Below are 23,854 nucleotides of genomic sequence, written 5' to 3'. Positions count from 1 at the left end.
TCGGTACACCGGGTTCGAGGCTCATCGCCCCCACCCCGCGGCGCTCGACAGCGGGCGTGCGGCTTGCGCCTGGATCACACCGAGCGCTCCCCCGTCGTCGCCCCACGGAGCAGGGATCCGCACCTGTTGCCACACCGGGTTGTAGATCGCGCGGTCGATCTCATGCACCAGCTCGACGATCCCCTCGTAGCCGCCATAAGGGTGGTGGCGTTCCTGATTGATGTCGAGCCACGGTATGCGGGCCTTCAGTGCGACGAACTGTGAGCGGCCACCCGACAGCATGATGTCGGCCCGCGCGTCCCTGAGCATCGCGTACATCTCCCGCGGAGTCATGCCGTCGATCATGTGGGCGTCGTCGCCCATGATCTCCCTGATCTTGTCCTTGTCTTCCTTAGTGCTCTTCTTGACGCTGGTGCCGACGATTTCGAGCCCTGCTTCCTGCAGTGCGGAAACCACCGACCAAGACTTCACGCCACCGGTGATGAGCAACACCCGCTTGCCGGTAAGGCGCGCCTTGTAGTGCGCGATGCGTTCCCACGCGCGCGCTTCCTCGGCGGCGATCAGGCGCTCGGTCCGCTCGAGCAGATCGTCCGGCGCGCCTTGCAGCACGAGCAGGCTGGCGATATGGCGCAGCGTGTCGCTCATGTCGCCGATCCCATAGAACGAGCCCTCAAAGTAAGGGATGCCGTAGCGCCGCTGCATCTTTGTCGCGATGTTGATCATCGACTTCGAGCAGACCATCATGTTGACCTTGGCGCGATGCGAACTTGCGATCTCGTTGTAGCGCCCGTCGCCGGAGATGCACGAGAGGATACGGATGCCTAGCGCGTCGAGCAACGGCTTGGTCTGCCAGAGTTCGCCCGACAGGTTGTATTCGCCAATGACGTTGATGTCATACGGCGTCGTGTACTCGGGCTCGCGCGTGCCGATCACATGGTTGAGGATCGCCTCGCCGCCAAGCTTGTTGCCCAGATTCTTCGGCCCGGCGAAACCGGGGGAAATGACCGGAATCACCGGCTTGCCAAATTGTTCGGTGGCGCGCTTGCAGACTGCCTCGATGTCGTCGCCGATCAGCGCAGTGACGCAGGTCTGGTAGACGAACACTGCGGGCGGATCGTATTTCTCGATGATTTCGCGCACGCTCCTGAACAGGCGCTTCTCGCCGCCGTACACCACGTCGAGTTCGTTGATATCGGTGGTGAAGCCGGTGCGATAGAGTTGCGAACCGGACGAAGCGGCGTGCCGGTTGTCCCACGAGTTACCTTCACAGGCAATCGGCCCGTGCACGAGGTGTGCAACGTCCACCACCGGCTGCAAAGCGATCTTCGCGCCGTCGAACGCGCACCCGCCTGCGGCCGAACCCGGCGAAAGCTGCTTCGTGCAGCCCCTTTTGCGTTCCTTCTCGCTCTTGCCTTGATTCTTGTCGCAACCCGGCTCGTCGAAAACTTCGGCGATTTGGGCATTGAGCGAAGCAGACATGACGTGCTCCTGATGGATGGACGTTTCTCTAGTGGCAAGTACCATACCACCGGGAAACGCCTTGAAAACGTGCCAATTGGCGCTGAAGCAGTCGCTCGCGCGCATCGCCATGGCGGGTTTGAACGGTTTCCGACAGACGGCTCGCGACACAGAAAACGACAACACACGTTCACTGCCTGCCTTGCCGTTCCGTATGGAGCAGGACCCGTCCGATCGCATTCGCGCGCGCCTCCAGCAACGCATCCGGCCTCGCCCCCACCGGCCAGGCAAACCTAGCCGTTGATGACCTCGACGTTACGGCCGTCCTGCGTCATCTTGACCAGAACTGCATCTGCCGCGCCCGATACATCCGCTGTGTCTGCCATAGCCGCGCTCTCCTCGTCAGCGAATGATGTCGTAGCTGTAGTCGGTCTTCGCCACGTCGATCGTGTTGGCGTCGAGCGCTTCGAAGAACTCGTCCAGCACCGTGACCAGCACCCGCAACCCACCTTCATAGCCCCAGGTCGGGAAGCGATGGTAATGGTGGCGATCGAAGATCGGGAACACCATGCGTATCAGCGGCGTTTTGGTATCGCGCTCGAGATATTTGCCGTAGGTGTTGCCGATCAGGAAATCCACCGGCTCGGTAAACAGCAGTGAGCGCATGTGCCACAGATCGCGTTTCGGATACACCTTGCAGCCGGCGCCGTAGGGCGACGCGTCGAACAGCGCCTGCACCTTCGCAGCCCAGGTTTCGTTGCCGTTGGTCGCCAGCACGTGAGCCGGCTCGGCGCCGAGTTCCAGCAGGAACTGCGTGTAGCCCAGCATCTGGTCCGGGTCGCCGTAGAGTGCAAAGCGCTTGCCGTGCAGGTGAGCCTGGCTGTCGGCCATCGCGTCGACGAGCTGGCCTCGCTCCTTCTCCAGTTGCGCCGGAATCGGCTTGCCGGTCACGCGCGAGATTTCCATCAGGAACTGATCGGTGCCCGCGACGCCAACCGGCGAGTTCAGCACCACCACTTCCTGGCCATGCTCGCCAATGAACTTGCTGGTCTTCTCGCAGCAGTATTCCTGGAACACGAAGGTCGCCTTCGCGTTCAACGCGCGCTCGACTTCCTCCTTGGTCGTGCCGCCTTCGTACATCCGGAACTCGCCGTCGGTCGGCGTATTCCACGTTTCGGATGGGTCGCAGATGATGTTCACCGTCACGCAGAACAGATCGAAGATGCGGCGAATTTCCTTCATGTTGCCGACCACGTAGCCGTCGAAGCCGCCGATGAAGTTGACGCTGTCGTCGGGCACACGCTCAAGCGGCGTCGCTGTGCCGGCCTTGCCGTCCCAGAAGTGCCTGAGGATGCCGAGGAGCGCGTTGTCGTAGCCGGTCACGTGGCTGCCGACGAAGGCCGGCGTGTGCGCGAACGGCACGTCGTAGTCTTCCGGCACGCTGCCCTTCTGCTTGCTGTTCTTGATGAGCGCGTCGAGGTCGTCGCCGATCACTTCCGCCATGCAGGTCGTGGAGACCGCGATCATGTCGGGCTTGTACAGGTTGTACGCATTTGCGAGGCCGTCGATCATGTTGTTCATGCCGCCGAACACCGCCGCGTCCTCGGTCATCGACGAGCTGACGCACGAGGTCGGCTCCTTGAAGTGACGCGAGAAGTGCGAGCGATAAAACGCTACACAGCCCTGCGAGCCATGCACAAAACTGAGCGTCCTGTGAAAGCCGTTGGCCACGTACACTGCGCCGAGCGGCTGGCAGGCCTTGGCCGGGTTGATGGTGAGCGAGTCGCGTGCAAAGTTCTTTTGCCGGTAGTCTTCGCTCTTGGTCCACTCGACGATCTGCTTGACCTGCTCGTCTGAATGGTTGAACTCGAAATTTTCCTTTTTCGCGCGGAAAATTTTCTGGTACTCGGGCTCACGGAACAGGAGTTCCTGATCGAGAATCTGGTCTGCGGATTGGGGCACGGGATGCTCCTGATATTCAATTCAAAGGCCTGCCGGCCGGTGATCAGTGCGGTGGCCGGCGCTTAGGGGTTTTTCTTCCAGGGCGCCTTGGCGAGCCCCCACACCGGGCTGGAAATGGCCATGTCCATGTCGCGCGCGAAAATGGCGTAGCCGTCGTAGCCGTGATATGGACCGGAATAGTCCCAGCTGTGCATCTGGCGAAACGGCACGCCCATCTTCTGGAACACGTACTTTTCCTTGATGCCGGAGCCGACCAGATCGGGCTGGACCTGTTCGACGAACCTCTCGAACTCGTAGCCGGTCACGTCGTCGTAAATCAGCGTGCCGTCCTTCACGTAGTGCGTGGTCCGCTGATAGTCGTCGTTGTGGCCGAATTCGTAGCCGGTGCCGACCACGTTCATGCCGAGGTCTTCGTAGGCGCCGATCACGTGGCGCGGACGCAGGCCGCCAACGAACAGCATCACGGTCTTATCCTGCAGGCGCGCTCTGAACTTCGCGTTCACCGCATCGACCAGGGGACGATACTTGGCGATCACCCTGTCCGCGTTGGCTTTGATGGTGTCGTCGAAGTGGCTGGCGATCTCGCGCAGGCTCTTCTCGATCATCGACGGGCCGAAGAAGTTGTATTCCGCCCACGGAATGCAGTACTTCTCTTCCATGTGCCGGCTGATATAGTTCATCGAGCGGTAGCAATGCAGCAAATTGAGCTTGGCCTTGGGCGTATTCTCGAGCTCGGCGATCGAGCCGTCGCCCGACCATTGCGCGATCACGCGCAGGCCGATCTCTTCGAGCAGAATCCGGCTCGACCAGGCATCGCCGCCGATGTTGTAATCGCCGATGATCGCAACATCATAAGGCGTCGAAACAAATTCGGGCCGCTTGTCCGGATCGGCCTTGTCGAATATCCAGTCTCGAATCGCATCGTTAGCCAGATGGTGGCCCAGCGACTGGCTGACGCCGCGAAAACCTTCGCAGCGCACCGGCAAAATGGTGTGCCCTTCATACTGCGCACTCTTCTTCTTCGAGACGGCCTCGATGTCGTCGCCGATCAGGCCGATCGGGCATTCACTCTGGATCGAGATGCCCTTGTTCAGCGGAAACAGTTCCTGAATCTCGTCGATGATCTTGTCGAGCTTCTTGTCGCCGCCGAAGACGATGTCCTTTTCCTGGAAGTCCGACGTGAACTGCATCGTCACGAAGGTGTCGATACCGGTAGTGCCGATGTAGTAGTTGCGACGCGCGGCCCACGAGTACTGGCCGCAACCGACCGGACCATGACTGATGTGGATCATGTCCTTGATGGGCCCCCAGACCACGCCCTTCGAGCCGGCGTACGCGCAACCGCGAATCGTCATCACGCCCGGCAATGACTTGATGTTTGATTTCACGCCACAGTCGGGCTTGCCGTCCTCGAAGGTGCCCAAATGCTTGGCGCGCCGTTTGGCCATCTTCTCCGGATAGGCCTTCAGCACTTCATCGATCAGGGCCTTGTTCGCGGCCTTGCGCTCTTCAACAGTGACGCTCATGGGGGAATGCTCCATAGGGTGAGTATCAAGCCTGGCAGCGGGTGGCCGGCATGGCCCGGTTCATCGCGTGAAGAAGAACACCGGGCCGCGCGCAGCGGCGCTCGCTTAGGCGGTCAGTTCCGCTGCAGGCTTGCCGACTTGCGATTCGTCGATGGACGTCATGATTCCGTGCTCCATTAACAGGTCTTCCAGTTGATCCATCGTGATCGGCGTCGGGATCGTGCCGTTGCCCGCGTTGTTGTGCACCTTGGTGGCGAGCTGGCGATACTCTTCCGCCTGTTTGGATTCGGGCGCGAACTCGATCACCGTCATGCGGCGCAGCTCGGCGTGCTGCACGATGTTATCGCGCGGCACGAAGTGGATCAGCTTCGAACCGAGCATCTTCGCCAGCGCTTCGGCGAGTTCGAGTTCCTTGTCGGTCTGACGCTCGTTGCACACGAGCCCGCCGATCCGCACACCGCCGCTGTTCGCGTATTTCAGAATGCCCTTTGAAATGTTGTTGGCCGCATACATGGCCATCATTTCGCCGGACATCACAATGTAGATTTCCTGCGCCTTGTTCTCACGAATCGGCATTGCGAAACCGCCGCACACCACGTCGCCGAGCACGTCGTACGACACGTAGTCCACGCCGTCATAGGCGCCGTTTTCTTCGAGGAAGTTGATCGACGTGATGACGCCACGGCCCGCGCAGCCGACGCCCGGTTCCGGACCGCCGGACTCCACGCAACGGATGTTGCGGTAACCGATCTTCATCACGTCCTCGAGTTCGAGGTCCTCCACCGAGCCGGCTTCGGCCGCTAGCGACAGGATGGTGTCCTGCGCCTTTGCATGCAGGATCAGGCGGGTAGAGTCCGCCTTGGGATCGCAGCCGACGATCAGGATCTTCTGCCCGAGTTCCGTCAGGGCTGCCAGGGTGTTCTGCGAGGTGGTCGACTTGCCGATACCGCCTTTACCGTAGAACGCGATTTGCCGAAGTTTAGACATTGCATTTCTCCATTCAGGAAGAAGGGTTGAAACCAGGGTTGCGTAACCGCGACCATGTCAGCCTGTCGTGCCTGTATGGGTCTTCTTATATCGAGTCACGCATCGGCCGGACCTGTGTCCGCGCTGGACTCCAAACGCAGCTTCTGTGCCACGTCACCAGCGGTACTGCGACGCGTCCGCCCCGCCGCGCTGCGGCGGTTGGTACGGGACTTTTGCGGACTCCTCTTCTGTCTTGTCGATTTCGCGACAAACCACGCGAACTTCGTCGCCAATGAAACCATTCGGGCGCGTTTGTCGTGCGATTTCTGTCGCATTGGCCTGCGTGCAGCCGGACAATCGCCGGGTTGCGGCCTGGTTCGGTTATTGCATTGATCGCGCCATGGACACACCAGCCACCCAAGCTTCGCGACCCGTGCCGCGCGAGACGCACTTCGACCGTCTAGGCGGCGAGACCGCCGTCATCCGCCTGGTCGACGCGTTCTATCGGCACATGGATACGCGGGCCGACGCGCAGCGCATTCGCGCGATGCATCACCCGGACCTGTCTTCGACGAAGGCCGTGCTGGTGCTGTATCTGTGCGAATGGCTCGGCGCCGACAAGCGGTACTCGGCACAGCGCGGCCAACCACGGCTGCGCACGCGTCATGCCGCATTCGCGATCGGCACCGCCGAACGGGATGCGTGGCTAGCTTGCATGCGCGCCGCGTTCGACGAGACGGGTGTCGATCCGGTGCTACGCGATGAACTGATGCAGGCCTTTTTCAAAATCGCCGACCGGATGCGCAATACGCAGACGTGAATCCCTCTTCAACGCTGTTTAACCCAAGGATCTGTGATGACCGAAACGCTCGCGCACAAGGAGATCGCCGACACCGCGTTCGCCCGTCTCGAACATGAAGGCCGTCTGCTCAACCCGGTTCTCAAGGGGCTGACGAACAGGCTCGACCGGGTCGGCTTCCGCGGCGAACTTGCGCTGCGGTTTGCCCCAAAGCTCGCCGACGAAGCGCGGCCGCCGGAGCTGACCTGCGATCAGGTGATGGCATGCGCGACGATCGGCCATAAGCACTTGCCGTTCTTCGCCGGGTATCTGTTGAGCTTCGAGCATCTGAAGGACGTGGCCGAGGTGCTCAGCGACACGCTCTCGGCGGACGGCAAGTACTTTCTGTTTTGCGACAACATCGACCTGAGCAAGCGATATCAGGTGCCGTACAAGGGCGCGATGTTCTATGTGCTGCCGATTCTCGAGTCCACCGTCTACAACGAGATGCTCGAACTGCTGTACCTCGAAAAGAACGAATTGAAGAAAAAGGACTCAGGCGGCAAGCTGGATGCGGTAGCGGACGCGGCCATCAAGTTCGACGTGACCTTCGACACGATCACCTACAGCGAAGGACTTGAATTGATGGGGCCGGTGCGCAACCCCAACGAGAACCGGCCCGTCTGAGGCGCGGGTCCCGACGGCTGCCACCCGCGCGGCTGCGCCAACCGATGTTCCCTTGCACCCGAACGCGACCATGATCATGCCCACCGACACTGCTTTCGTCGTCCGCGAACGCCTGGCCTCGCGCGTTGTCCGGAACGCCGATGCACAACTCGAAACGATCGTGCCCGCCGCACTTTCCACTTGGCTGGCGTACCACGGCTTCCCTGATCCGCATTCGCGCTGCGTAAACGGCGAAACCCCGTTGATGCGCGCCGCGCAGCATGGCGAGGACGCCGCGGTCGAAGCGTTGCTCGCACTCGGCGCACGCGCCGACGCGCTCGATGACGACGGCAACCATGCGCTCTGGTTCGCGTGCCTGCACGGCGGCCCCGCGACCATCCTGCGGCTGATCGACGCCGGCGCGCCGATCGACCATGTGAACGACGACGACATCACATGCCCAATGCAGGCAGCCGCGAGCGGTCGCCTCGACGTCCTGCAGATGCTGCTTGCGCATGGGGCGAACGCAGAACTGTGCGCACCGGATGGCCGCAGCGCGCTCGACATGGCAGCCGACCTCGGGCTGCAACTGCTGCTTGCTTTCGGATGACAGGCTTTGTTAGCGAGTCTTAAGAGGGACGTGCGTCGCGCGACCAGCGAAGTCGGTCCACTGATCAGTCGAAAAATCGTATAGTTTGCAGCCTCGTGCGGTGTCGAAGTACCAACGCCACGAAAACCGCTGCACGACGATCCGTTCCGGAAGCATCGCTTCGAGGGTTCGCTGAGCACCGACGAGCCCGTATAGAGGGAGACTCATGTCGACGTGATGCGCGGTGTGCTCCATGATGTGATGAAACAGCGCGCCAAAACGCCAGCGAAAGGTCAAGTGCACCGTCGTGGATACGAACGGATCCGAACGCCCCCATTTCGCGCGATCGTCGTACCAGCGGATTTGCGGATGCGTGTGGTGCGCGTACACGACGAAACCCACCATCGCGCACCAGAACAGGAACGGCACCCCGAACCCGCATGCGATTGACGGGACCACCCCCCGCTGCGTCGCGCGAGCGATCCACGCGAGCGCGCCGATCCACAGCAGTGCGAACACCGATACCAGCGTGCAGTCACGGAAGAACACGAGGCGCCGCGTCGGCATTGCGGCCCGCGACGGGAAAAACATCTTCGTCCACCAAATTTCGATCATGTAGTAGAGACCAGGCGCCCAGCCGCTGCGATAGATACGTTCCAGTGCGCGCCGTGGCCCACTCAAGGCGCGATATTCCTGGATCGTCAGCGGTGCCCATACAAAATCGACGCCTTTCAGGTTCGTGTAGCCGTGATGCACCACGTTGTGACCCACTTGCCACAGGCTGTACGGCGTGAGCGACGGCAGGAAGGCGATCCGGCCCAGCCAGCGGTTGAGCTTGCGGTGCCGGGTCAGGCTCTCATGACATGCGTCGTGACCGATGACGAAGAGCCGTCCGATGACGAAGCCCGCCATGCATCCGAATACGGTCTTCAGCACGAACCCGTGCGCGAACACGCTCGCGGCGAGCGCACACAATAGCAAAACGTAGTCGAACACGAGCAGCAGAAGCGCGTAGGCGGTGCGGCGTTCGGCGAACGGTGTCAGCCACGAGCGGATGACCTTGCGATGGGGCAATGGCTCATTGGCGGGAACGGGGTGATTCGGGCTGTTCATGAAGAAAGACCGGTAGAGGGGTGCAGCACAACACTACGCACGCGGCCGACGGCTCCATGCCGTGTCCGCGATGATGTGACCAGACAGTTTCGCGCTGGTGGCGAGTCAGCGCGACATCATGTTCATGCTGACATTGTGCATCACCCAGATCGTGCCGAAGATCAGGAACAGCGCGGCGAGCGCGGTGTAGCATAACGCCAGCACGTTCCAGCGCTGGCCGCGCGACAGGTCGAGATGCAGGAACGTCACCAGTTGCACGACGATCTGCACGAACGCCAGCAACGCAAGCGCCATAATCGCGGAGCCGGACGGCAGCAACCGTTGCGTGACGATCGAGAATGAGCCAGCAGTCAGCGCCACGGCAAGCACGAAACCGGTGATATAACCGGCGACGTCACCACGCGAGGCGGTCGTGGACGTCGAGTGTGAATGGACCATTTAGAGCATGCTCCCGAGATAGACAAACGAAAACACGCAGATCCACACGATGTCGAGGAAGTGCCAGAAGAGGCTCAGGCATGTCAGACTCGTGAGGTCGCGACCGGACAGTTCAGGCGAGCGGACGACATGCACGACGAGCACGGCCATCCAGACGAGGCCGGCTGTCACGTGCAGGCCGTGGGTGCCGACCAGCGTGAAGAACGACGACAGGAAGGCGCTGCGACTGGGCCCAGCACCGTCGGCAACCAGGTGCGAGAACTCGCGCAGCTCTAACGCGAGGAACAGCGCGCCAAGCACGAACGTCACGAGGAGCCAGCCGATCACGGCACCACGCCCCTGGCGCTGCGCGCCGAGCATCGCGAAGCCGTAGGTGGTGCTGCTCAGCAGCAGCGCGCCGGTTTCAAGTGCGACACCGGGGATGTCGAACAGGTCCCGTCCGGACGGTCCACCCACGAACTGGTGCGCCATTACGGCGAACACGGCGAACAGCGACGCGAACAGCATGCAGTCGGTCATCAGGTACAGCCAGAAGCCGAACACGGTGGGCGTGGGGCCGTGGTCAGCGCTCGACCTGCCGTGATGGACGAGTAATGCAGATTGCGTCATGGATCAGGTCTCCGCGGATTCGGGTAATTCAAGAGCGGCCGGGGTGGGTGCGCTGCCGCGTCGTGCTTCGATTTCGCGCACGCGGGAGGCCGGAATCACGTAGCCATGGTCGTCGCGGAAGCTACGCGCGATCAGCGCGGCGACGATCGCGACGAAGGCCAGCACGGCGAGCCACGTGATGTGCCAGACGCCGGCGAAGCCGAGCACGAGGCTGAATGCGCCGATCAGGAACCCGTCCGCGGTATTCGACGGTAGGTGGATGTCCTCGTAATGCGCCAGTGCGGCATTTGCTGCGCCGCTTTCCTTCATGTGCGCGAACGCGTCGAGTTGGTGGACGACCGGTATGCGCGCGAAGTTGTAGACAGCGGGCGGTGACGAGGTGGCCCATTCGAGCGTGCGGCCGTTCCACGGGTCGCCCGTCAGGTCGCCGTATTCCGGCTCGTTGCGATGGATCACGCTCACGACGACCTGGGCGATCTGGTGCACGACACCGAGTGCGATCAGCACCACGCCGCATGCGGCGACGAACAGCCAGGGATGCCAGGTCGGGTTGTCGTAGTGATTCAGGCGCCGGGTCATGCCCATGAAGCCGAGCACGTAGAGCGGCACGAACGACACGTAGAAGCCGACGAACCAGCACCAGAACGCCCGCTTGCCGAGCTTCTCGTTAAGCTTGAAGCCGAACGCCTTCGGGAACCAGTAATGGAAGCCTGCGAGATAGCCGAACACGACGCCGCCTATGATCGCGTTGTGAAAGTGCGCGATCAGGAACAGGCTGTTGTGCAACACGAAGTCCACGCCCGGGATCGCCATCATCACGCCCGTCATGCCGCCGATCGTGAACGTGACCATGAAGCCGATCGTCCACAGCACGGGTGCGGTGAACTCGATGCGACCGCGGTACATCGTGAACAGCCAGTTGAAGATTTTCACGCCGGTGGGGATCGCGATGACCATCGTCATAATGCCGAAGAACGCGTTCACGTCCGCGCCGGAACCCATCGTGAAGAAGTGGTGCGCCCACACGAGGAATGCGAGCACCGTGATCGCGCACGACGCGTAGACCATCGTTCTGTAGCCAAACAGCGGTTTCTTCGCGAAGGTCGCGATCACTTCCGAGTAGATGCCGAACGCGGGCAGCACGAGGATGTACACCTCCGGGTGGCCCCACGCCCAGATCAGGTTCAGGTACAGCATCGCGTTGCCGCCGAGCTCGTTTGTGAAAAAGTGCATGCCTGCGTAGCGGTCGAGGCCGAGCAGTGCGAGCGTCACGGTTAGGATCGGGAACGTTGCCATGATCAGCACGTTCGAGCACAGCGCGGTCCACGTGAACACCGGCATCTTCATCAGCGTCATGCCGGGCGCGCGCAGCTTGACGATCGTCACGAAGAAGTTGATCGCGGTAATCAGCGTACCGACGCCGGAGAGCTGCAGACTCCAGATGTAGTAGTCGACCCCGACGCCGGGACTGAACTGCAGCTCCGAGAGCGGTGGATACGCGAGCCAGCCGACCTGCGCGAACTCGCCGATCACGAGCGACAGATTGATCAGGATCGCGCTGATCGCCGTCATCCAGAAGCTCAGCGAATTCAGGAACGGGAAGGCGACGTCGCGCGCGCCGATCTGCAGCGGCACGACAAGATTGAAGAGGCCGACCATCAGCGCCATCGCCATGAAGAAGATCATGATGACACCGTGCGCGGTGAATATCTGGTCGTAGTGGTGCGGCGGCAGGTAACCGGGGCCGTGAAACGCGATCGCGAGCTGAAGCCGCATCATTACGGCGTCGACAAAACCGCGCACGAGCATCAGCACCGCGACGATGATGTACATGATGCCGATCTTCTTGTGATCGACGCTTGTCAGCCACTCGGTCCAGAGCCACTTCCAGCGGCCGAGCTTCGTGAGCGTGACGATGACCGCCAGCACGATGAGCGCCATGAACGCGGCCGCGCCCATGATGACCGGCTGATCGAACGGAATCGCGCCGGGCGTGAGTTTTCCAAACATGGCTTACTCCGTGGTCTGCGTGCGACAGGCGGCGTCGCGGAAGGCCGTGACGTTGCCGTTGTTGTATCGGGCAACGATGTTGCGGAACAGGTACTGGTCGATCGATGAGAAGTAGCGTACCGACTGCTTCTCGCTCGGCTTCGCGACTTCGGCGTATTCGTCCATGCTCAGGCGGTCCGGCGAAGCCTTGACCTTCCGCACCCATGCGTCGAAGTCGGTGGCGCTCGTCGCGAGCGTGCGGAACTTCATGTCGGCGAATCCCTTGCCGCTGAAGTTGGCGGACATGCCTTCGAAATTTCCCGGTGCATCCGCGATCAGGTGCAGACGGGTCTGCATTCCGACCATTGCATACACCTGGGTACCGAGTTGCGGGATGAAGAATGAGTTCATCACCGAGTCCGACGTGATCCGGAAATTCACCGGCGTATCGACTGGCACGGCGAGCTGGTTCACCGACGCAATGCCGAGGTCCGGGTAGATGAAGAGCCACTTCCAGTCGAGCGCGACCACCTCGACGTCGATCGGCTTCACGCTCGACTGCAGCGGCCGGTACGGGTCGAGCTCATGCGTGGTGCGCCACGTCAGGATACCGAGGTACAGGATGATCAGGGCGGGGATCATCCAGACGACGATCTCGATCGCCGTCGAGTGCGCCCATTTGGGTGCATAGACCGCGTGACGGTTCGACGCACGGTAGCGCCACGCGAAGAACAGCGTTAGCAGGATCACCGGGATCACGACGATCAGCATCGCCCACGTGGCGGTGGCGATCAGCGACTTCTCGGCCGCGCCGACGCTCCCTTTAGGATCAAGCACAGTCAGATCACATCCCGATAGACAGGTGCTCAATGTTGCGACGATGGCTATCGACCCTTTCCTTAAGGCTTTTCTGTCTGTCATAGTGGTTAAATCTGGGTTGTGGCTTTTTTGACCTGAAGCTGGCTTGACGCATGCGGCATCACACTCGCAGCGTCATGGTGCGACAACCGGCCAGCTTTGTGATTGATGTCGATCAAGGATGAACAGAGCGGCGGGGTGCGGTTCACTGACGCAGTGCGCGGGCTCAATCAGGCGATCGCCCATGTCTTCATGGTTGAACTGAAGCAGAGCTAGGCTGCGAGGGATGGCCTCGATCTGGAAATCGAGGGTCGTAACGGGGCACGTGGCGCGGAACGAAGGACAGACTTTACGGCGCACGTGTGAATAGGGGGACACCTTGCTGACGGTGCGGTTTGCGGGTAATGCAACGCTCGGAGCATTCTCGATGCGCGGGACAATCTGATCCGGATCAGCGAATACGCACCTTGGCGTTGCTATTTCGGAGTTCGACGAACACTTCTCGTCGCGTTGTTTGCGCCAGCCACCGACGGTCGTGCCGCTAGATCAGTTTTGACCAGGACGCGCTCGAGGGGCGCTCCAGATAACCGTCGAACACCATGGCCACTGCGCGCACGAAGAACCGGTCTTTTGGGGGAATCGAGATGCCGTTTCCATCGATGCTCACCAGTCCCGCCTCCCGGTATGGTTCCAGGGCGGTAAGCTCACTTGAGAAATAGCGGACGAAGTCGATCTGATGCGCTAGCGAGATCGCAGCGAAATTCAGCGGCACGCTGCACATGAGCGTCATGATCACCTCCCGACGCAACGCATCGTCAGGCGATAGGGCAATTCCGCGTTCGACCGGCAGCCGGCCTTCGTCGAGTGATCGGTAGTAGCTTTGCAACGAGCTCGTCGACTGACTGTAAGCGCTGCCGATCTTGCCGATGGCCGACACACCGAAGCCGACCAGATCGCACTCCGCGTACGTCGTGTAGCCTTGGAAATTGCGGTGGAGGCTACCGTTGCGCAACGCAATGCTCAGCTCGTCGTCGGGTCTGGCGAAATGGTCGAGACCGATATAGATGTATCCGGCATCGAGGAAGCGCTGGGCCGAGAGCATAAATATGCGCAGGCGCTCCTCGGTCGATGGCAATCGGGCTGCGTCAATTAATCGCTGGGCCTTGAAGCGGTCTGGCAGGTGCGCGTAGTTGTAGAGCGCGACGCGATCGGGCGCCAGCCGGATCACCTCGTCCAGTGTGTGGGCAAAGCTGGCGACAGTCTGTTGCGGCAAACCGTAGATCAGGTCGACGTTAATTGAGGGAAATCCCGCATCGCGTGCGCCGCTGAGTGCGCGTTCCACCACATCGAGTGGCTGGATGCGATCGACAGCCTGCTGAACGTCGGTAGCAAAGTCCTGTACGCCGAAGCTCGCTCGGTTGAAGCCGAGGCGCGCGAGTGGTGAAAGCGTTTTGGTGCTGACGGTTCGCGGATCAATTTCGATGGCAAGTTCTGCGTCGATCGAGAACGCGAAGCGGTTCTGCAGTTGCTGGACAAGCTCTTCGAGCTCGGCAACAGGGAAGAAGGTCGGCGTTCCACCTCCCAGATGCAGCTGCACGGTTCGCCGGTCAGGTCCGAGATGTGCCGCGACCAGGTCCATCTCACGAACGAGGTAGCTCAGATATCGAGCGCTGCAGCCATGGTCATGCGTAATGACCTTGTTGCATGCGCAGAAGTAGCAGAGTGATCTGCAAAACGGCAGATGAACATATAGCGAGAGCGGCGGATTGTTCTCGGCAGTAGCACGAGCGGCAAGCTGACGTTCGTATGCCCGCTCCTCGAACCCGGGGTGAAATCGATCTGCGGTGGGATATGAGGTGTAGCGAGGCCCCGAACGGTCGAAGTGGCGAACCACCTCCGCGGGAATCTCCGGACTGTCAGGCGTTCGGGATGCCGCTTCCCGCATCCGCGTGCGCTGCTTCGGCTGATAGTCTGCTTCGCGGTGTATTCGTTTCTTCATCCCCATCTCCAGAACCTTCCGCGCGGACAACGCGGTGAACACGGTTGCCCCGATTGTCCTGCATGGAGCCCGGAAAGCGCTGATCTGTGTCAATACGAGGTGTCGTGAGCGCGATAGTCCTGTGTAGTTGAGAGGCGAGGCGCGGGACGTGTTCGTGATATACACGGACGTTCGTTCTGGAATAGCGCTACGCTCAGGCGCGCAATCTCGCGAAGCCGGCCGCCTGAAATTACGTGCCTTCGACCGGGCAACGGGACGGCACGCCCCGGCGAGCTCGTGTTGATGTTCGCACCCGCCAGATTGATCTCAACTGCGAAGCATCGCGCATGGCTGTGCCGTTCGGCGGCTGCAGCCAGTCCGGCAATGGCTGCGAAATCGGTGTCTCCGGGTGCGAGAAACATCTTGGGTACCAGTCAATGCGGTTGAAGGCCAATAGTCCGGCCTCAAGGCTCCCGCTATCTCGACATTCCTACGCGTGACCCGATGTCGCATCTTGACTTCGGGATCGGGACCGGTTGATCCTGCGCAAGGGCAGCCCTGATTTGCGCGTCGACAATTCCCCGCATACATCAAAAAGGGGAAAGCGATGAAGCACATGATTAAGGCCGTCATGATCGTGGCAAGCCTGTGCGCTACCGGTTTGTTCAAAGTGCGGGCATACGCGGATGACGTAAGCGCGAACGGAAGCACGATGGCAGGCGAGGTGCCGGCGGATGGGATCCACGCCGGTGACGTGCTAGTGCGTCTGCGTGCCATCTCGATCGAGCCCGAAGTACACACCAGCGGCACGTTGTCGTCGCTCGGCGTGGGTGTCAATAACGCACTCGTGCCGGAGTTGGACCTGACCTATATGATCCGCGACGCGATCGGCATCGAGCTGATTCTCGCCACCTCGCGGCACCACGTGACGTCTGGCCTCGGCGATCTCGGTGGCGTGAACGTGCTGCCACCGACGCTGCTGCTGCAATATCACTTCAACCATGCTGGCATGATCCGACCGTATGTCGGCGCGGGGGTCAACTACACGTACTTCTACAACGACGGCCTGAGCGCGGGATCCGAAGGCATCCAGGTGTCACGCAGCAGCTTCGGTCCGGCGGTGCAGGCTGGCGTCGACGTGCAGATCACGAAGACCGTCTTTCTCAACGCGGATATCAAGAAGATCTGGATGCACACGGACGCCTCGGTCGGCGGCAGTTCATTGGGCCGACTGGACATCGACCCACTGGTACTGGGAATAGGCGTCGGGATGAAGTTCTAGCGAGCGCAGCTAGTGTCCCGTTCCGTTGTTAGTAAGTGCGCACGCTGCTCAGGCTGGTCGCCGATCCGGCTGTGCGTTACCAGGACGACTTCACTGCCATGGACATGGCGGCTAGCCTCGACTGCCTGCAACTGCTGCGTCAAACCTGAAAACCCCGGCAATGGCCCACCTCACCCAAAAACCCCGCTGCTCCGGCAATGCGCGCCAGTAAGCCCTGCTGCGCATAGCCGGCCACACACTCGACGTGCGCAACCTACTGAGCTGGCTCTGGATCGCCGCACGCTGCGGGCCTTCATGGCGCCGCGGCCGGTCAGCGAGAAGTTCTACCGCGCGGCACCGCGCATCAAGTCGAGCGAAGTGGTGCCGGAAACGATCGACGCCAACGTCGCCCTGGCGCTGTTGCTGGCCGAGCCGCTGCTGATCCGCCGGCCGCTGATGCAATGCGACGAGCGCCGCATGGTCGGCTTCAATGCGGCCTTGGTGAACACCTGGATCGGGCTCGGCGCGCAAGCACCGGCCCCGGACATGCCGTACGAAGGCTGCGCCGCAATGACGGACCACAGCTCGCACCAACGGGCGATCCGCTGCGCCCCATCCACCTGAAACGGAGATCTGATCACTATGCCCCTGTACGACTACCGCTGCGTGGCCTGCGGCCACGCATTCGAAACGCTGGTGCGCGCCGGCCACACGCCCGTCTGCCCGCAATGCGGCGGCACCGCGCTGGACAAGCAGGTCAGCGCGCCGGCCTCGCCCGGCAAGAGCCGCGCGATCATCTCCTGCGCGCGGCGTCGGGCGGCGCGCGAAGGGCACCTCAGCAACTATTCGCCGGCCGAGCGCCGCAAGCTGCTGCGCTGAGCCCAACGGGGAATCGCGCTGTCGATGTAGATGAGCCTCGAGGGCGCCTACGGGATGGCACTCAGTCTCACCGTCTTCATGGCCGGCACGCTGGATCAGGCCACCGCCGACAGCCTGCTGGAACGCGCGAAGGGCATCTGCCCGTATCTCGACGCGTGGCTTCGCAACATTGCGTCAGCACGGCCGCCCTCGCCCTCGCGCGCTTCGATGACCACGACGGAAACGTCCTGCGCATGCAGTACGCGCGCCAGCGCGAGGCCGCCTAGACCCGCGCCGACGATGGCCACGTCGACCACCAGCGATTCGACCGCGGTCATCTCGCCGCTCAGACGAAGTCAGCAGTTCGATGGTCACCGGCTCTGCGGCCAGCACGGCTTGACAGGCGAGGCGCAACTTGGAGCCGATGCCGACGAGCCTATCGAGCTTGTCGTTTTCGAGCCGCTGGATCTTCGACAGGCTCGTGCGCCCTTCCTGTACGAACAGGTGGCAAGTTCCGCAGTCGGCCTTGCCGTTGCACTTGTGCTCGATGCTCTCGCCTACGGCGAGCAGTGCCTGCAGCAGGGTCGCGCCGGCGGCAACGTCGTAGGTCTTGCCCGAAGGCAGTACGGTCAGTGTGGTCATGATGGCGATCTTGATAAAAGGCTACGGATGAAGAACGATGAATAGCGGCCACGCTTCACGCGGCCAGTGCGGGTTGCAAGGCATCCACCAACGCTTCGGCGAACCCGCCCAGCGGCATCGCGATGCACGTGATGCCCTGCTCTTCGAGGAAGCGCGCCTCCATACGCGTCGGTTCGTCGGGCAGCACGGCCCAGTGCATGTCGGAGGAGCGCTTCATGATCTGGCGCGCGAAACTGCGTGTGAGCTGGTCGTCGAAACGGCAGCCCAGAAACAAAAAACTGCGACCGCTGCGCCACGCCTGCACGGCGGGCGGAATGGGCGTCTGGATATCGATCTCGGTCATGACTTCGACGAAGTCGCTGTCAGAGACCAGGTAGTTAGAGGCCGGCGCACGGCCGCCAATCGCCTTGTAGAGCAGCGCGCCCGAGGCCGGCACGTCATCCAGCAACGCGCCGTCTGCGCTATAGGCCGCGAACCAATGGCCGAAATGCTCGGCCTGCGACAGCCCCTGCAACTGCGCCCAGCCGCCCTGCGGCCGCGCCTGCGCCAGCGCGCAGGCGAAGGTGTCGTCGTACCAGCTGTCGACAACCAGCCCGGCGCCGATCGCCGCCAGCGCGCAATGCAGTGCCGACGGCGTCGGCGTCATTGCGAAGGCCTCATTCATGACGCTCACCAGCGACTTGCGATGCTTGAAGTTCTCGATGAACTGCGCCGCCTGGGTCAGCCGGGTGCGGATCTTGTGCAGCACGCTGACCTTGGCCGTGATGATTTCGGCGAGCGCGAGCGGCGTGGCAGGGACGGCCGTATCGGGGCACAGCGCGAGCAGCGCTGGTCCCAGGTACGGAATGACGCCGCCCGCACACAGGCGTTCGGCGATGGTCTGGACTGAAACGGTCATGGAGTGCGCCTCACAGATAAATGGCGGCGCCGGCGCCCACGTTGGTCGCGGTGTCTTTCAGCGTCTTGACGATGTACTTGACCTGGTCGGTGTCGAGCAGCGTGTGCAGCGGCAGCGCCAGCGCGCGATCGCCGATGCGCTCGGTGTCGGGCAACAGGCCGCTCTTGCGGCCGATCGCATCGCCCGCGTTCATGTAGTGAAACTGCTGATGCAGCGGATGGCTGTAGGCCACCGTCTCAATGCCGCAAGATTTCATGTCGTCGATCATCTGGGCGCGCGCGCTCTGCGTAAAACGCTTGCCCAAATGCACAACATAGAGCATCCAGTGCACTTCTTCGACGTCCTCGGCCACGTAGGCCGGCTTGATCCCTTCGAAGCTTTGCATCTCTCCGTGATACCAGGTCTCGACCTGCTTTCGCTGCGCGAGGCGTGTGTCGAGTTCGGCCAGTTGCGCGAGACCGAGCGCGGCGGTCAGATCACTGATGCCCGCCTGCAGCGGCACCCACGAGCCGACCGAGACGGACGCGCGGTCCGTGACGCGCCGCTCGCGCAGATAGCGCAGTTCATGGACGAGTTCGTCATCGTCGGTGACAAGCATGCCGCCCGCTCCTGTGCACAGCGCGGACGGGCTGGAGAAGTCGAACACAGATACGTCACCGAAACAGCCCACGTTGCGGCCCCGGTAGCGCGAGCCCAACGCCTCAGTACTGTCTTCGATCAGCCGCAAGCGCTGCGCGTCGGCCAGTTCGCGCAGCAGCGCCCACGCGGCCGGGTGGCCGTTGGTGTTGCCGGCGAGGATCGCGCGCGTGCGAGGGCCGATCTTCTGCGCGGCTTTTTCGGCGCTCAGACAACCGCTCCAGTAGTCGATGTCGGCGAACACCGGCACGGCTCCCGCCAGCGTGATCGCCTGCGCCACCTGATGCCAGGCGTGCGACGCGCAGACCACCTCGTCTCCCGGGCCGATCCCCATCGCGCGCAACGCAATCCAGGTGGCGAGCGTGCCGCTCGCGACCGCGACCGCATACTCCCGGCCAACCCAGCCCGCAAAGGCGCGCTCGAACGAATCAAGCATCGGCCCGTCGCTCCAACGCGAGGATTGCAGCACCGCGTTGACGAGATCGATCTCGCGCGCGGCGCAAGCCGGTTCGCTCAGCGCGATCTCATCGATTTCCATGCGCCTTCTCCTCGGTCAGGATCAACGCATCGGCCTCTTCAGGCCGCTGCGTGATGGACCTGCAATGCCCGGCCGACATCGCGAAATAGATACTGCGCACACCGAACCGAAGCGCTGCTGTCTCGTCGCGCATCACCGTTGCGCTGACATGCATTGTGCGCACCTCGGGATAACGTTCGTGCCATTGCGCGGCGGCGTCGCGTAGCGTCGGTGCCGTGCGGAGCAGGTCCGCCGCGAAGTCCAATTGCTCGGCGTTCAGGCTCATCTCACTCCTCCACGCCAGCAATGCGCCGCGCTTCGACCGTGATCGGCAGCGGCGTATCGTCGGCCATCGCGGGCAATTCGAGTTGCCAGCCGTTCGCGAGCGTGACGAGACCGCCCCACATCCCGGGCTGCGCCATCGCGACAATGGGCTCTTCCAGGTCCTTCTTTGGCACGTAGGCGCTCAGCGCGCCCTTGCTGTCCTTGCGGATCATGACTTTCATGGTTGCGGACTCCGGAGATTGATGACAGGTTCAAGCGGAATGCGCTGCTTCCTCCAGCAGTGGACGAAGCAACGGTGGCAGATGGGCGAGCACGTACTCAATGTCCTGCGCCGTAGTGATTTCGCCGAGCGACAGCCGCACCGCCGCGTGCAGCCAGCGCACGCGCCAGCTTCAGGTGCGCTGCATGTTCGATCGCGCTGAATACGCCACGGTGCCGGCCCTCCGGCGCCGCCGCGCGCAGCCCGCACACGGCCAGGTGATTGGCTTCGGTGGCGCCGCTGGTGAAGATCAACTCTGCGGGCTTGCAACCGAGCGCTCGCGCGATCGTCGCGCGGGCCGCAGCGAGCGTGCCCTTCACCTTCTGCCCGACGGCATGCTGCGACGACGCGTTGCCCCACACATCCGTCAAGATGGACAGCATCGCCTGCCACGGCGGAGGCTGGCAGCATGGTCGCGTTGTGGTCGAGATAGATCGTCGCCCGGCTCCGTTAGTTTGCTTCACGGCCAGAACACGCATTCGCGATCGATGCACAGCGTGTCCAGCAGCTCGGCCAGATTGGTGCTCTCATGCTGGGGCATCCATCGGTGCGACGCATGATCGCGCGCGCTCAGGTGCCACATACCGTCTTCATCGCGCGTGAGCCAGGCTATGTCGATCAGCCCGCCATTCGCGTCGACATTGCGGGAGCAGCACGGGCTCTCGACACGGAACCCCTGCCCATCGCGCAGCACGCGCGGCACCACATAGCGGTAGCGGGTACGCTCGCGCAACGCTTGCTCGATCTGGCGCTGGGTCAGGTCGAACGGGCGGCCCGCGCGCAAACCGTCGCGCGGCGGCGCCGCTTCTGGCGCGCTCGCCTGAACCGTCATGACATGGCTCCTTCTTCGGGTAGCAGGCCGGCGGGTGCGGGCGCAATTTCATTCTCCGTGCATCCGACGACACAGTTGCCGAACTCCACCAGATAGACCGGCTCGCCGCTCTCAACCACCCGGCCGACGTTGACGATTTCGCCGACCGTACCCGCCTCGGCCAGACAATCGTCCTGGCCGCGCTCCGGAAAGCTGCCGTCGTTGCACAGGTCATCCAGCGCGATCACGCGCATGCCCCACTGATAAGCAGGCTGAACCGGTTCGATACTCATGCTGACGGCTCCTGCGGTTGCGACGTTTCCGGCTGGACCCGTGTGCCGATCTTGTGCAGCGCTTCGGCCCGCTCGCCCAAGCCTTGCAGCACTTCGTCCGGCAGGTTGTCGAGCGTGCATAGCTCTTTCGCGCGCATGCCGACACGGTGGCCGCTCTCGACGAACTCCACTGCGTAGATATAGAACCGCTGAAGGAAGGTGTCGATGCTGGTGACGTAGCCGAACTCGCCCTTGTTCACCAGCACTTCGCCGATGTCCTTGCCGTTGTAGGTGCCGTCGTTTCGGATCACCGCGCGTGCGATCACGCGCTCGCCGTAGTTGAAGCGCGGGGGAAACGCGACCTCGATCAGGTCGTCGTCGCGGTTGATGTCAGCCATGCTTCACTCCCGCTGATCGTTGCGTCTGTCCAGTGGTCATCAGGTTCGCGACCTCGCCCGACTGCCGGCGCTGCCGCGCGAGCGCGCGCACCTCTTCGTCCGCGTCGTCCACCCGCGACACCACGATTTCGCCAGCGGCGCGCCCCGCGACTTCCCAGCGCACTCGCCAATCGGGATCGAACGCGAGGCGCGATAGCAGCGTCGCGGGCAGACGCTCGGCGACGATGCGGCGTACCTCGGCCTCGCTGTCGTCGGCAATACGCAGCAGCGTGGGCATCTCAAGACGCTCGGCCAGTCGCATCCGGACTACGCGATCAGGGTCGCCGATCATCTGCGGCAGCAGCGCGAGCGGCAGACGCTGCGCCACCGATTCGCGCACGCCGTAGTCGGAATCGCCCCGCATGCCGACCAATGCAGCAGACGACAGGCGCTGCGCCACGCGAATCCGCACCTCGCGATGCGGATCGTGGATCAGGCGCGCCAGTTGCGCCTGCGGCAATCGCAACGCGAGCTGCAGCCGGACCATCTCGTCCGGGTCGCAGAGCAATGCGGGCAGACAAAAGACATCGGCGTGACTCGCGGCGATTGCGCGCACCTCGAAGTACGGATGCGCAAGCTGCTCGTTGGCCAGTTCAGGATGCCAGTGAAAGAAGCGCTCGATGCGGCGCGCGTACGCATCCTGCATGCACGCGTGACCTGGCCCGCAACCGTGCTCCGCCGGCAATTCGCGGAACCGCACATACCCGCGGCCGGCGCAGTCGAGCGGGCCGCCCTGCCAGCGACGCGGTGCAATGTCGCCGCCTGGTACGCGCACGTTCTGTACGCTCATGGTTGCGTCCCCGTCCAGCCGCGCGTCGGATACTCACTCAGCGCATCCATTGCATCGTCGGACCCGACGCCGGTCTCATGACGATCCAAGACCTGCGAAAGCAGCGCGCCGCCCACCCGGTCTTCGGGATCGAGCCGGCGCAATTCGCGCAGTAGCATGCGCGCTTCTTCAAAGTCGCCGAGACGCATGTTGAGGTACGCGAGGCCTTTCAGCGTGAACAGATAAAAACGCGCGACCGCGTCATAACGCGTGGTCACGATCGCGGCCGCAAGCGGTTCGTCGCCGAAATTTGAGCCCAGCGCGGTGCGAGCGACCGCCAGCGCGTCTTCGCCGATCGCACGCGCCTGCGCCAATTGATGGCCGTAGAAGTAAAAGCGGTACAGCGCGATCAACGGCACCGGATGGCGCGGCGCGGCGGCTCGGGCGCGTTGCAACAGCGCGAGCGCCTCGTCGGGGCGCTCGCGCAGCCGACCCGCCTCGGCGATCAATGCATTGACGCCTGACGGCAAGCCGCCGCCAATCGCGCTCTGCGCAAACGCGGTCATTGCGTCGTCGAGGGCACGGTCGCCAGACTCCATCGCCATCGCTCCTCTTCAGGAGATCTGACGCGGCAGCGGCAGCCGCCCGCGGCCAATCGCGCTGACATCGATGGTCGCCACGCCCGGCGGCGCCGACTCCGCACTGCTGCAACCACAAGCGGCCTGGTTCGGATTGAAGAAGATCAAGCCGGACTGGGTTGGCGTGTCGGCGAAATCGATCGTTATGCCTTCGAGCATCAGCCGGCTCTCAGCCGGCAGGAATACGCGCAGGCCGTTGATGTCGAGTTCCTGTTCGCCTGGTTGCAGCGCCGGCTCGGCGGTGAATTTCGCGGTATAGCCGGAACAGCCGCCGGCGCTCACCACCAGACGAAAGCCGGCGCCAGCCGGCAGGCCCGAAAAGCGCACGATACGACGCATGAACTTCTCGGCGGCGCTCGTAACAGTTACGTTGGACAGCATGATGCGTAGTCTCCTGATGGATGAATGGCCGGCCCGGCCACGAGCCAGACTCAAACCTGAACGATGCAGCCGTCCACGGGACACACGGCGACGCACTGCGGGTCGTCAAAGTGCCCTTCGCATTCGGTACATTTCTTGGGGTCGATCGCGAACACGCCGCCTTTCTCGCTGATCGCGACATTGGGGCATTCCGGTTCGCAGGCCGAGCATCCCGTACAGGTGGACCCAATAATCTTCAGAGGCATGGAGGCTCTCCTGTT

General features: G+C 62.6%; 28 protein-coding genes and 1 pseudogene. 6 read left to right on the top strand and 23 right to left on the bottom strand.

Going from position 1 to position 23,854, the window contains the following annotated elements; translation table 11 throughout:
- Positions 1 to 21 precede the first annotated feature (21 nt).
- The 4 genes from nifE to nifH form a co-directional block, all read right to left on the bottom strand.
- On the bottom strand, positions 22 to 1,479 hold the full coding sequence (gene nifE / locus OKW35_RS25110) for a nitrogenase iron-molybdenum cofactor biosynthesis protein NifE (protein ID WP_429553425.1): 1,458 nt from the start codon (positions 1,477 to 1,479) through the stop codon (positions 22 to 24).
- Positions 1,480 to 1,860: 381 nt separating this feature from the next.
- Positions 1,861 to 3,420, bottom strand: coding sequence for a nitrogenase molybdenum-iron protein subunit beta (gene nifK / locus OKW35_RS25105; protein ID WP_429553424.1), 1,560 nt, complete (start codon positions 3,418 to 3,420; stop codon positions 1,861 to 1,863).
- A gap of 62 nt (positions 3,421 to 3,482) precedes the next feature.
- Positions 3,483 to 4,946 (bottom strand): nitrogenase molybdenum-iron protein alpha chain, encoded by a 1,464-nt coding sequence (gene nifD, locus OKW35_RS25100; RefSeq protein ID WP_429553423.1) that lies wholly within the window; start codon positions 4,944 to 4,946, stop codon positions 3,483 to 3,485.
- 105 nt (positions 4,947 to 5,051) lie between these two features.
- A complete protein-coding gene (nifH, locus tag OKW35_RS25095; RefSeq protein WP_018423167.1) occupies positions 5,052 to 5,933 on the bottom strand; it encodes a nitrogenase iron protein in 882 nt (293 codons plus the stop codon).
- 379 nt (positions 5,934 to 6,312) lie between these two features.
- Between nifH and OKW35_RS25090 the strand changes: the two genes are divergently transcribed.
- From OKW35_RS25090 to OKW35_RS25080, 3 genes are all read left to right on the top strand, one after another.
- Positions 6,313 to 6,732, top strand: a complete 420-nt coding sequence (locus OKW35_RS25090; protein ID WP_026226291.1) for a group II truncated hemoglobin — start codon at positions 6,313 to 6,315, stop codon at positions 6,730 to 6,732.
- 36 nt (positions 6,733 to 6,768) lie between these two features.
- The gene (locus tag OKW35_RS25085; protein ID WP_429553422.1) at positions 6,769 to 7,377 is read left to right on the top strand and encodes a hypothetical protein; all 609 of its coding nucleotides are present in this window, start codon (positions 6,769 to 6,771) and stop codon (positions 7,375 to 7,377) included.
- A 76-nt stretch (positions 7,378 to 7,453) separates the two neighbouring features.
- Positions 7,454 to 7,966: an ankyrin repeat domain-containing protein gene (locus tag OKW35_RS25080; RefSeq protein ID WP_429553421.1), complete on the top strand. Its 513-nt coding sequence runs from the start codon at positions 7,454 to 7,456 to the stop codon at positions 7,964 to 7,966.
- A 9-nt stretch (positions 7,967 to 7,975) separates the two neighbouring features.
- Here the strand turns inward: OKW35_RS25080 and OKW35_RS25075 are convergent, their stop codons facing one another.
- The 6 genes from OKW35_RS25075 to hemN all read right to left on the bottom strand — a co-directional run bounded on the left by OKW35_RS25075 (position 7,976) and on the right by hemN (position 14,897).
- Positions 7,976 to 9,058, bottom strand: a complete 1,083-nt coding sequence (locus OKW35_RS25075; RefSeq protein ID WP_429553420.1) for a fatty acid desaturase — start codon at positions 9,056 to 9,058, stop codon at positions 7,976 to 7,978.
- Positions 9,059 to 9,163: 105 nt separating this feature from the next.
- Entirely contained in the window at positions 9,164 to 9,496 is a 333-nt protein-coding gene (gene cyoD / locus OKW35_RS25070; protein WP_121325257.1) for a cytochrome o ubiquinol oxidase subunit IV, read from the bottom strand.
- Positions 9,497 to 10,105 carry a cytochrome o ubiquinol oxidase subunit III gene (cyoC, locus tag OKW35_RS25065; RefSeq protein ID WP_429553419.1) on the bottom strand — a complete coding sequence of 203 codons (609 nt, stop codon included), beginning with the start codon at positions 10,103 to 10,105 and terminating at the stop codon, positions 9,497 to 9,499. It lies immediately after the preceding gene.
- Positions 10,106 to 10,108: 3 nt separating this feature from the next.
- Positions 10,109 to 12,115 (bottom strand): cytochrome o ubiquinol oxidase subunit I, encoded by a 2,007-nt coding sequence (gene cyoB, locus OKW35_RS25060; RefSeq protein ID WP_184053481.1) that lies wholly within the window; start codon positions 12,113 to 12,115, stop codon positions 10,109 to 10,111.
- Positions 12,116 to 12,118: 3 nt separating this feature from the next.
- The gene (cyoA, locus tag OKW35_RS25055; protein ID WP_429553418.1) at positions 12,119 to 13,015 is read right to left on the bottom strand and encodes a ubiquinol oxidase subunit II; all 897 of its coding nucleotides are present in this window, start codon (positions 13,013 to 13,015) and stop codon (positions 12,119 to 12,121) included.
- A 478-nt stretch (positions 13,016 to 13,493) separates the two neighbouring features.
- Positions 13,494 to 14,897, bottom strand: a complete 1,404-nt coding sequence (hemN, locus tag OKW35_RS25050) for an oxygen-independent coproporphyrinogen III oxidase (RefSeq protein ID WP_429553847.1) — start codon at positions 14,895 to 14,897, stop codon at positions 13,494 to 13,496.
- Between the two features lie 640 nt (positions 14,898 to 15,537).
- Here hemN and OKW35_RS25045 point away from each other — a divergent pair.
- The 3 genes from OKW35_RS25045 to OKW35_RS25035 all read left to right on the top strand — a co-directional run bounded on the left by OKW35_RS25045 (position 15,538) and on the right by OKW35_RS25035 (position 17,070).
- Entirely contained in the window at positions 15,538 to 16,212 is a 675-nt protein-coding gene (locus OKW35_RS25045) for an OmpW/AlkL family protein (protein WP_429553417.1), read from the top strand.
- A gap of 294 nt (positions 16,213 to 16,506) precedes the next feature.
- Positions 16,507 to 16,815 (top strand): ArsC/Spx/MgsR family protein, encoded by a 309-nt coding sequence (locus tag OKW35_RS25040; protein WP_429553416.1) that lies wholly within the window; start codon positions 16,507 to 16,509, stop codon positions 16,813 to 16,815.
- Between the two features lie 18 nt (positions 16,816 to 16,833).
- Positions 16,834 to 17,070 carry an FmdB family zinc ribbon protein gene (locus OKW35_RS25035; protein WP_429553415.1) on the top strand — a complete coding sequence of 79 codons (237 nt, stop codon included), beginning with the start codon at positions 16,834 to 16,836 and terminating at the stop codon, positions 17,068 to 17,070.
- Between the two features lie 333 nt (positions 17,071 to 17,403).
- Here the strand turns inward: OKW35_RS25035 and OKW35_RS25030 are convergent.
- The 13 genes and pseudogenes from OKW35_RS25030 to OKW35_RS24970 form a co-directional block, all read right to left on the bottom strand.
- A pseudogene (locus tag OKW35_RS25030) lies at positions 17,404 to 17,691 on the bottom strand (2Fe-2S iron-sulfur cluster-binding protein); the annotation flags it as partial.
- Positions 17,692 to 17,746: 55 nt separating this feature from the next.
- A complete protein-coding gene (locus tag OKW35_RS25025; RefSeq protein ID WP_429553414.1) occupies positions 17,747 to 18,589 on the bottom strand; it encodes an SIR2 family NAD-dependent protein deacylase in 843 nt (280 codons plus the stop codon).
- A 10-nt stretch (positions 18,590 to 18,599) separates the two neighbouring features.
- Complete coding sequence (locus OKW35_RS25020) at positions 18,600 to 19,763, bottom strand: DegT/DnrJ/EryC1/StrS family aminotransferase (RefSeq protein ID WP_429553413.1); 1,164 nt, start codon at positions 19,761 to 19,763, stop codon at positions 18,600 to 18,602.
- Positions 19,750 to 20,028, bottom strand: a complete 279-nt coding sequence (locus OKW35_RS25015) for a hypothetical protein (protein ID WP_102630868.1) — start codon at positions 20,026 to 20,028, stop codon at positions 19,750 to 19,752. The genes OKW35_RS25020 and OKW35_RS25015 overlap by 14 nt, the downstream gene beginning before the upstream one ends.
- Before the next feature lies 1 nt (position 20,029).
- Positions 20,030 to 20,248, bottom strand: coding sequence for a putative nitrogen fixation protein NifT (gene nifT / locus OKW35_RS25010; protein WP_007177241.1), 219 nt, complete (start codon positions 20,246 to 20,248; stop codon positions 20,030 to 20,032).
- Between the two features lie 97 nt (positions 20,249 to 20,345).
- A complete protein-coding gene (locus tag OKW35_RS25005) occupies positions 20,346 to 20,669 on the bottom strand; it encodes an aminotransferase class V-fold PLP-dependent enzyme (protein WP_429553412.1) in 324 nt (107 codons plus the stop codon).
- A 77-nt stretch (positions 20,670 to 20,746) separates the two neighbouring features.
- Entirely contained in the window at positions 20,747 to 21,118 is a 372-nt protein-coding gene (locus OKW35_RS25000) for a hypothetical protein (protein WP_429553411.1), read from the bottom strand.
- Positions 21,115 to 21,390 carry a nitrogen fixation protein NifZ gene (locus OKW35_RS24995; protein ID WP_184062976.1) on the bottom strand — a complete coding sequence of 92 codons (276 nt, stop codon included), beginning with the start codon at positions 21,388 to 21,390 and terminating at the stop codon, positions 21,115 to 21,117. The genes OKW35_RS25000 and OKW35_RS24995 overlap by 4 nt, the downstream gene beginning before the upstream one ends.
- Positions 21,387 to 21,767 (bottom strand): nitrogen fixation protein NifZ, encoded by a 381-nt coding sequence (locus OKW35_RS24990; RefSeq protein WP_429553410.1) that lies wholly within the window; start codon positions 21,765 to 21,767, stop codon positions 21,387 to 21,389. Before OKW35_RS24990 ends, OKW35_RS24995 begins: the two co-directional genes overlap by 4 nt.
- A complete protein-coding gene (locus OKW35_RS24985; protein ID WP_429553409.1) occupies positions 21,760 to 22,596 on the bottom strand; it encodes a 4Fe4S-binding leucine-rich repeat protein in 837 nt (278 codons plus the stop codon). Before OKW35_RS24985 ends, OKW35_RS24990 begins: the two co-directional genes overlap by 8 nt.
- Complete coding sequence (locus OKW35_RS24980; RefSeq protein WP_429553408.1) at positions 22,593 to 23,174, bottom strand: hypothetical protein; 582 nt, start codon at positions 23,172 to 23,174, stop codon at positions 22,593 to 22,595. The genes OKW35_RS24985 and OKW35_RS24980 overlap by 4 nt, the downstream gene beginning before the upstream one ends.
- A 15-nt stretch (positions 23,175 to 23,189) precedes the next feature.
- On the bottom strand, positions 23,190 to 23,594 hold the full coding sequence (locus OKW35_RS24975) for a HesB/IscA family protein (RefSeq protein ID WP_429553407.1): 405 nt from the start codon (positions 23,592 to 23,594) through the stop codon (positions 23,190 to 23,192).
- Positions 23,595 to 23,644: 50 nt separating this feature from the next.
- The gene (locus OKW35_RS24970; RefSeq protein WP_429553406.1) at positions 23,645 to 23,839 is read right to left on the bottom strand and encodes a 4Fe-4S binding protein; all 195 of its coding nucleotides are present in this window, start codon (positions 23,837 to 23,839) and stop codon (positions 23,645 to 23,647) included.
- Between the last annotated feature and the right edge of the window lie 15 nt (positions 23,840 to 23,854).

It is taken from the genome of Paraburkholderia sp. MM5477-R1, from assembly GCF_050436385.1.
GTDB classification, from domain to species: domain Bacteria; phylum Pseudomonadota; class Gammaproteobacteria; order Burkholderiales; family Burkholderiaceae; genus Paraburkholderia; species Paraburkholderia tuberum.
This window is presented reverse-complemented; position numbering and strand designations above follow the sequence as displayed.

Excerpts from the sequence above, each read along its gene's own strand:
- nifE (WP_429553425.1), bottom strand. The coding sequence starts at position 1,479 with ATGTCTGCTTCGCTCAATGCCCAAATCGCCGAAGTTTTCGACGAGCCG.
- nifD (WP_429553423.1), bottom strand. The coding sequence starts at position 4,946 with ATGAGCGTCACTGTTGAAGAGCGCAAGGCCGCGAACAAGGCCCTGATC.
- nifH (WP_018423167.1), bottom strand. The coding sequence starts at position 5,933 with ATGTCTAAACTTCGGCAAATCGCGTTCTACGGTAAAGGCGGTATCGGC.
- OKW35_RS25090 (WP_026226291.1), top strand. The coding sequence starts at position 6,313 with ATGGACACACCAGCCACCCAAGCTTCGCGACCCGTGCCGCGCGAGACG.
- OKW35_RS25085 (WP_429553422.1), top strand. The coding sequence starts at position 6,769 with ATGACCGAAACGCTCGCGCACAAGGAGATCGCCGACACCGCGTTCGCC.
- OKW35_RS25080 (WP_429553421.1), top strand. The coding sequence starts at position 7,454 with ATGCCCACCGACACTGCTTTCGTCGTCCGCGAACGCCTGGCCTCGCGC.
- OKW35_RS25075 (WP_429553420.1), bottom strand. The coding sequence starts at position 9,058 with ATGAACAGCCCGAATCACCCCGTTCCCGCCAATGAGCCATTGCCCCAT.
- cyoD (WP_121325257.1), bottom strand. The coding sequence starts at position 9,496 with ATGGTCCATTCACACTCGACGTCCACGACCGCCTCGCGTGGTGACGTC.
- cyoC (WP_429553419.1), bottom strand. The coding sequence starts at position 10,105 with ATGACGCAATCTGCATTACTCGTCCATCACGGCAGGTCGAGCGCTGAC.
- cyoB (WP_184053481.1), bottom strand. The coding sequence starts at position 12,115 with ATGTTTGGAAAACTCACGCCCGGCGCGATTCCGTTCGATCAGCCGGTC.
- cyoA (WP_429553418.1), bottom strand. The coding sequence starts at position 13,015 with ATGACAGACAGAAAAGCCTTAAGGAAAGGGTCGATAGCCATCGTCGCA.
- hemN (WP_429553847.1), bottom strand. The coding sequence starts at position 14,897 with ATGCGGGAAGCGGCATCCCGAACGCCTGACAGTCCGGAGATTCCCGCG.
- OKW35_RS25045 (WP_429553417.1), top strand. The coding sequence starts at position 15,538 with ATGAAGCACATGATTAAGGCCGTCATGATCGTGGCAAGCCTGTGCGCT.
- OKW35_RS25040 (WP_429553416.1), top strand. The coding sequence starts at position 16,507 with ATGGCGCCGCGGCCGGTCAGCGAGAAGTTCTACCGCGCGGCACCGCGC.
- OKW35_RS25035 (WP_429553415.1), top strand. The coding sequence starts at position 16,834 with ATGCCCCTGTACGACTACCGCTGCGTGGCCTGCGGCCACGCATTCGAA.
- OKW35_RS25025 (WP_429553414.1), bottom strand. The coding sequence starts at position 18,589 with ATGACCGTTTCAGTCCAGACCATCGCCGAACGCCTGTGTGCGGGCGGC.
- OKW35_RS25020 (WP_429553413.1), bottom strand. The coding sequence starts at position 19,763 with ATGGAAATCGATGAGATCGCGCTGAGCGAACCGGCTTGCGCCGCGCGC.
- OKW35_RS25015 (WP_102630868.1), bottom strand. The coding sequence starts at position 20,028 with ATGAGCCTGAACGCCGAGCAATTGGACTTCGCGGCGGACCTGCTCCGC.
- nifT (WP_007177241.1), bottom strand. The coding sequence starts at position 20,248 with ATGAAAGTCATGATCCGCAAGGACAGCAAGGGCGCGCTGAGCGCCTAC.
- OKW35_RS25005 (WP_429553412.1), bottom strand. The coding sequence starts at position 20,669 with ATGCTGTCCATCTTGACGGATGTGTGGGGCAACGCGTCGTCGCAGCAT.
- OKW35_RS25000 (WP_429553411.1), bottom strand. The coding sequence starts at position 21,118 with ATGACGGTTCAGGCGAGCGCGCCAGAAGCGGCGCCGCCGCGCGACGGT.
- OKW35_RS24995 (WP_184062976.1), bottom strand. The coding sequence starts at position 21,390 with ATGAGTATCGAACCGGTTCAGCCTGCTTATCAGTGGGGCATGCGCGTG.
- OKW35_RS24990 (WP_429553410.1), bottom strand. The coding sequence starts at position 21,767 with ATGGCTGACATCAACCGCGACGACGACCTGATCGAGGTCGCGTTTCCC.
- OKW35_RS24985 (WP_429553409.1), bottom strand. The coding sequence starts at position 22,596 with ATGAGCGTACAGAACGTGCGCGTACCAGGCGGCGACATTGCACCGCGT.
- OKW35_RS24980 (WP_429553408.1), bottom strand. The coding sequence starts at position 23,174 with ATGGAGTCTGGCGACCGTGCCCTCGACGACGCAATGACCGCGTTTGCG.
- OKW35_RS24975 (WP_429553407.1), bottom strand. The coding sequence starts at position 23,594 with ATGCTGTCCAACGTAACTGTTACGAGCGCCGCCGAGAAGTTCATGCGT.
- OKW35_RS24970 (WP_429553406.1), bottom strand. The coding sequence starts at position 23,839 with ATGCCTCTGAAGATTATTGGGTCCACCTGTACGGGATGCTCGGCCTGC.